Here is a 5,548-nt window from a genome sequence, read left to right on the forward strand (position 1 = left end):
CCGAAACGGCCTAAAACAACTTGACAAAACACAACACCGCGCACCGGCTCTTTGAGCTGTGGCAGGCCAATCGGCGGGTCTACGGGCGACGAAAACTATGGAAAGCCGCCCACCGAGCAGGCTGGAACATCGGCCGTGACCAGGTGCAACGCCTCATGAATATCCTTGGAATCGCGGGTGTACTCCGGCGCAAGACCACACGCACCACCGTTGCTGATCCCTCCGCCGAGCGTTTCCCGGATCGTATTCAACGGGCCTGGTCGCAGGCTCCGCGATCCACCACTGATCGGCGGATAGAGGCCGGACGGGCTGAGCAGAGGCACGTTTGGTTTATTGGTGATGTGATTCCAGTAGGTATCTAGGCATTTTGTGTAGCGAGAGTTATTTTGAGTCCCAGGGCTTTCATGATTTTCGTGATAGCCGCAAAGGACGGGTTACCGTCTTTTGATAGTGACTTGTAGAGGGATTCACGGTTGAGTTGAGTCTCTTTAGCGAGCTGGCTCATGCCGTGTGCCCTTGCAATGTCACGCAAAACCACCTGAACGGTTTTCGTATCGCCGTCTTCGAGTGCGATAGCCAGGTAATCGTTCACTGCTTCTTGGCTATCGAGATATTTGCTTGCATCGAACGCTGAAAATGTTACTTCCTTCACGACTGTTCCTCCCTTACCTGTTGTGCGAGCTTTTGAGCGGTTCGAATATCTTTATCCTGGCTGGATTTATCTCCTCCGGCCAGCAGGAAAACCGTTATTGCGCCTAGTCGGGTGTAGTACACCCGATAGCCGGGCCCGAAATGAAATCTCATCTCGCTAACCTTCTCGCCAACGGGTTTGATGTCTCCAATCATTCTTCCGTGTGCTTCGCATCGGGCTATTGCATACAAAATGCGTCGCTGAGCATGTTTGTCTTTTAGCTCACCTAACCAGGCGTCAAACAAGCTGCTGGAAATGATCTCCACACGCCCAAGTGTAGCCTAAAAGCTACATGGCTCAAGTGGGGAATACGCCTCTCATGGCTGACTCCTCTTTCGGTTTGAAGATTGGTGATGACGCCAGGAAAGCGTCTAAAGACGCTAAAGACGCATGCAGACTTGAGGGTGCGGTTGATGAGTTGAGGTCGAGGTGGATGACACGTCCGCTATGGCCCGGATCTTCGGTGAGGTGTTCAAGGTCAACCTGGCGGCTGAGGGGCCACCGCACCGCTTTTCGATCATCCGCGATGAAGCCACGCTCTCGAGCCTCAACTGGCAATGAACCGAACGGCGTTATTCTCGCAGCCCCTCCACGATCCGTACCGTCTCCACCGCAACCCGGGTCACCTTGCCAATCAGATCCACGATGTAGCGCGGGTTGCCAACCTCATCGGCCCAATCGTTCGGGTCGTTGACAATCCCAGACGCCTTGTCCTTCTTCACCTGGTAGCGATCAATCAGCCACGCCAACGCGGAACGCGACCCCAGCATGTACTCATCAGCCTCAGCCGGGATACCCGCGATGGTGACCCGCTTGTTGTAAATCAACTTGGTCACGTCGTTGACGTTCTTGTCGGTCTCTGGGTCCTTCTTACGTGCCCACTTCATCTTCAACACACGCCAGGTCTCCGGGTCGGACTCGTCGCCCTTGACCGCGATATCCAGCGGGTACGGCTGCACATCCTCGTACCCGACGTGCAGGTCCATCAGTTCCTTGCCGGAACGCGCCAACTTGTCGAACTCTTCACGCGAACCCGGCGTTTCAATGTGCGGCAGCATCTTCTTCAAATCCGCCGCATACGCCTCCCGATAGTTCGGATCGTGCAGCTTGCCGTAAACGAAGTGGAAGATGTCGTCACCAGTGACATCGGCATCCAGCGCGTCGCGGTAGAGCGCCTTGATCTCGTCGGTGATGTTGTCCTTGCGCACATAACCCGCAACGACCTCGCCAACCTGCCCATAAATCGAGGACTCGCCTTCGCTTATCGACGCCCCTTCGCCGAACAGCCCACCATCTTCAGCGTCCACGGGCTCCCAGGTGAAACGGGGGAAGAACTGGGAAGATGCGATCGTGTGCAGATCAGGAAGGACATTCATCGCCAGAGCGGAGAGTGACACAGTCTCGCCGGGACTGGTGATGACAAATCCGATGTTGTTGTGCTGAAGCGTAGGAAACATCGTTGGCAATTGCGCCTGACGATGGTTCCACATGGGGTCAAAATAGACATGCTGTTTACTGAACGGCCGATAAAGTGAACTTCTGAGTCCGTCTCGCTCAAATTTCGTTTCTTTGTAGCGTCCGAGCTGGGGCACCAAACTTGAAGACCACTTGATCTTTCTAGCATCGCTATGTTCGGGGAAAGCCTCCAAGAAAGCTTGGGCATCTCCTTCAAAAGAGCTGAATTCGTTCAAAGCTTCGTTGTAACGGTGAATGGTCAACTGCATGTTTTCACAAAGTCCAGTAAACGAATAGTTGTATGCCCAAGCATCGCGGTTCGTGCCGAGTCCTAGGGAATGGGCTTCAAAAAATCTCAGACCGTTTGTCTTCTTTTCGCCGATCACCGGCCAGGTGGCGAACTCGTCGCTGCGCTGATTCAGCCAGTCCCCGTGCTGGTTCGGCACAACTGGTTGCCATTCAACATTCTCAATTGTCGAAGTATCGACAATCGCGAGCTTTTCCTTTGCAGATAGGTAGTCTCCAATATCTCGGTAGTGCAGATCGAACCCAGCTTTATTCGGGTCCTTGATTCCGATCAAGATTGATACGGACGCTCGAGAACCGGAACCAAACACCTTGCCGCCCTCTTTGCGGGATTGCTCGCCAGCGGTGCGCTGGTTGCCCCTCAAATTGAACAAATACACGTCGCTAAAATCTTCGGCTAGCGAAAGCCGTACTCCATCACCAGTGTTGGCGTCCACCCAACCGCCGTTAGAGACAAATGCAACAACTCCCTGGTTGCCAATCCGGTCGGTTGCCCATCGGAACGCGCGCAAGTAAGCATCGTAAAGAGTTCGTTGTGAAGTAGCTGTCGATTTAGCCCCGTAGGTTTCACGGATCCTTGCGTCCAGCGTCGGGTACTTCAGGTTCGCGTTGTTGTCATTAGCGCTTGTCTGACCTACCGAGTACGGCGGATTGCCCACGATCACGTTGATCGGTGCTTCCTTCTGCCGGACGATGCGCTCGTTGTTGTTCTTGAACACCGTCAGATCCAGGATGTCGCCGTCCTCGTGGATCTGGAAGGTATCGGCAAGCGCAATGCCCTCAAACGGCACATACTCCGGCTCGGGCAGGCCCTCGCGCTGCGCGGCCTCGGCCTGCAACGCGTTAAACGTCGTCTCGATATTCACCGCAGCCACGTAATACGCCAGTAGCATGATCTCAGTGGCGTGCAACTCGTTGGCGTACTTTCGGGCCAGGTCCTTCGGGTCGATCAACCCGGACTGCAACAGTCGAACCATAAAGGTGCCGGTGCCCGTAAACGGATCCAGGATGTGCACGCTCTCGTCCGTAAGCCCGCGGCCGAAGTGCTTCTCCGACACGTCATTGGCAGCGCGCAGGATAAAGTCCACGATCTCGACTGGGGTGTACACAATGCCCAGTTTTTCGGCGTCGCGCTTGAATGCCTTTTGGAAGAAACGCTCGTAGAGCTCCTTGATCACCTGCTGCTTACCGGAAGCACTTGTGACTTCAGAGGCGCGCACCCGCACCGAGGCATAGAACTTCTCAAGCGAATCAGTCTCAGCATCCAGGTCACTATCGTCGAGGGCGTCAACCATGCGCTGCATGACCTGGGAGACCGGATTATGGGCGGCGAAATCGTGATCGCTGAACAGCGCGTCAAATACCGGGGCGGTAATCAGGTGCTGGGAGAGCATGCTGATCGCCTCGTTCTCGGAGATCGAGTCGTTGAGATTGCCGCGCAGGCCATCGACGAAGCGATCGAACTCGCGCTGCAACTTCGGGCTCGCGTGTTCCAGCAGCTTGTGAATACGGGTGATTTGGTTTTCAGCGATTACCGCGACATCGTCGGCCCAGTCTTCCCAGTAGGTTCGGGTGCCGACCTTGTCCACGAGCTTGGTGTAGATCGCTTCCTGCCACTTCTCTAGGGAGAAGAGTGCAACTTGCTCGGAGGTGAGCTCCGAGGTCTCATAACCAGGGGTGGAGTCGTTCTTATCGAGCTCTGCCTTTGCTTTTTCGACTTCGACATGAGTGACATCGATCGGGAGCTCATCAGGTTTGTCGCCGTTCAAGCCGATTGAGTTCACCTTGGCGTTGAAGCGGTCGTCGTGCGCACGCAGTGCGTTGAGAATCTGCCAGACCACCTTGAAGCGAACGTTGTCGTTCAGCGCTTCGGATGGCGACTTCCCCGGAGGAACTGCGACGGGGAGGATGATGTAGCCGTAATCCTTGCCCTCGGACTTACGCATCACACGGCCGACAGATTGGACCACGTCGACCATGGAATTGCGCGGGTTGAAGAAGATCACCGAGTCCAAACCAGGCACGTCAACGCCCTCAGAGAGGCATCGCGCGTTAGTGAGGATGCGAGTTTCGTCCGGCTCCATGGATGCCTCGAGCCACGCGATCTTGTTGCCGCGTTCCATTGCGTTCATGCTGCCGTCGACGTGCTGTACTGCGACGGACAAATCCACGTTGTGAAGCGAAACATCGTTGGTCGCAGCATGCTCGCGAAGCGTTTGTTGGTGGCTTGCGATGAGCCCCGGGTAGGTTTCTGCGATCAGCTTCGAGGTTTTGATGTCCTTCGCGAATGCAACGGTGCGCTGCATCGGTGCAGCATCTTCCTCGAAGCCACCTTTGTGCCCTTGCAATTTGCCGGAGCGCTTTGCGAGTGCGTTCCACGCGCCAATCATCGCTGAAGCGGTGGTCAGGTTCATGCCTTCCTGCGTGTGCCGAGCCAGTGCTTCGGCAGCAACGTCCTCGTCCACGGTCATCACCAAGACGCGATAGTCGGTGAGCAGGCCCTTATCCACTGCTTCACCAAATCCGAGTCGATGAAACTCCGGACCGTAGATGGCCTCGTCGTCCATGGAGGCCAGTTCGGCCGAGTGTTCTTCGGCTTTGGTTTTGACGGAGTCGTCGAAAAGCCTTGGCGTTGCCGTCATGTACAGACGACGAGCGGCCTTGATGTAGTCGGCATCGTGGATACGAACGAAGTTGGACTCATCCGCGCCGGCGAGTGTGACACCGGTGGTGCGGTGGGCCTCGTCGCAGATAACGAGGTCGAAATCGTCCAGCCCTTTCGCCTGAGCATCATGAACAGCGGGCAAGGACTGGTAGGTGGAAAAGACGACGTGCAGACCATTGGCGCGCTTTCCTTGCGAGAAAAGAGTAGCGATGTCGTCGCCATCAGTGGAGACAGGGACCTCGAGATCGTACGAGGCAATGTCTTCGGCCTGGCGGCTGGCCTTGTTATCGGAGCAAACCGCGAAGCTCTTCAGATCTAGGCGAGCCTGCGCAGTCCACTCGCGAAGTGTCTGTGCGAGCAGTGCGATGGAAGGAACGAGGAAGAGGACGCGGGCGCGGCCCATTACGTTGTTAGCAGTTCCACCCCAGGGC

General features: G+C 55.9%; 5 protein-coding genes. 2 read left to right on the forward strand and 3 right to left on the reverse strand.

The genetic code is table 11. The annotated features are described in order from the left end of the window. The first annotated feature begins 20 nt into the window (after positions 1-20). The gene (locus HMPREF3048_RS12695) at positions 21-362 is read left to right on the forward strand and encodes an IS3 family transposase (protein ID WP_083316668.1); all 342 of its coding nucleotides are present in this window, start codon (positions 21-23) and stop codon (positions 360-362) included. Here the strand turns inward: HMPREF3048_RS12695 and HMPREF3048_RS02710 are convergent. Both HMPREF3048_RS02710 and HMPREF3048_RS02715 read right to left on the reverse strand, forming a co-directional pair. Further along, entirely contained in the window at positions 359-652 is a 294-nt protein-coding gene (locus tag HMPREF3048_RS02710) for an addiction module antidote protein (RefSeq protein WP_070362126.1), read from the reverse strand. The two genes, HMPREF3048_RS12695 and HMPREF3048_RS02710, sit on opposite strands and share 4 nt — an antisense overlap. Next, positions 649-957, reverse strand: coding sequence for a type II toxin-antitoxin system RelE/ParE family toxin (locus HMPREF3048_RS02715; RefSeq protein WP_070482101.1), 309 nt, complete (start codon positions 955-957; stop codon positions 649-651). Before HMPREF3048_RS02715 ends, HMPREF3048_RS02710 begins: the two co-directional genes overlap by 4 nt. 163 nt (positions 958-1,120) lie before the next feature. On the opposite strand from HMPREF3048_RS02715, the gene HMPREF3048_RS12615 reads away from it, so the two are divergent. Further along, a complete protein-coding gene (locus HMPREF3048_RS12615; RefSeq protein ID WP_256366010.1) occupies positions 1,121-1,252 on the forward strand; it encodes a hypothetical protein in 132 nt (43 codons plus the stop codon). An 11-nt stretch (positions 1,253-1,263) separates the two neighbouring features. On the opposite strand, the gene HMPREF3048_RS02720 is transcribed toward HMPREF3048_RS12615, so the two are convergent. Continuing rightward, entirely contained in the window at positions 1,264-5,520 is a 4,257-nt protein-coding gene (locus HMPREF3048_RS02720) for a type ISP restriction/modification enzyme (protein ID WP_083316670.1), read from the reverse strand. Between the last annotated feature and the right edge of the window lie 28 nt (positions 5,521-5,548).

The sequence above is a fragment of the Corynebacterium sp. HMSC075D04 genome, assembly GCF_001815635.1.
In the GTDB taxonomy this organism is placed as follows: domain Bacteria; phylum Actinomycetota; class Actinomycetes; order Mycobacteriales; family Mycobacteriaceae; genus Corynebacterium; species Corynebacterium coyleae.

Excerpts from the sequence above, each read along its gene's own strand:
- HMPREF3048_RS02720 (WP_083316670.1), bottom strand. The coding sequence starts at position 5,520 with ATGGGCCGCGCCCGCGTCCTCTTCCTCGTTCCTTCCATCGCACTGCTC.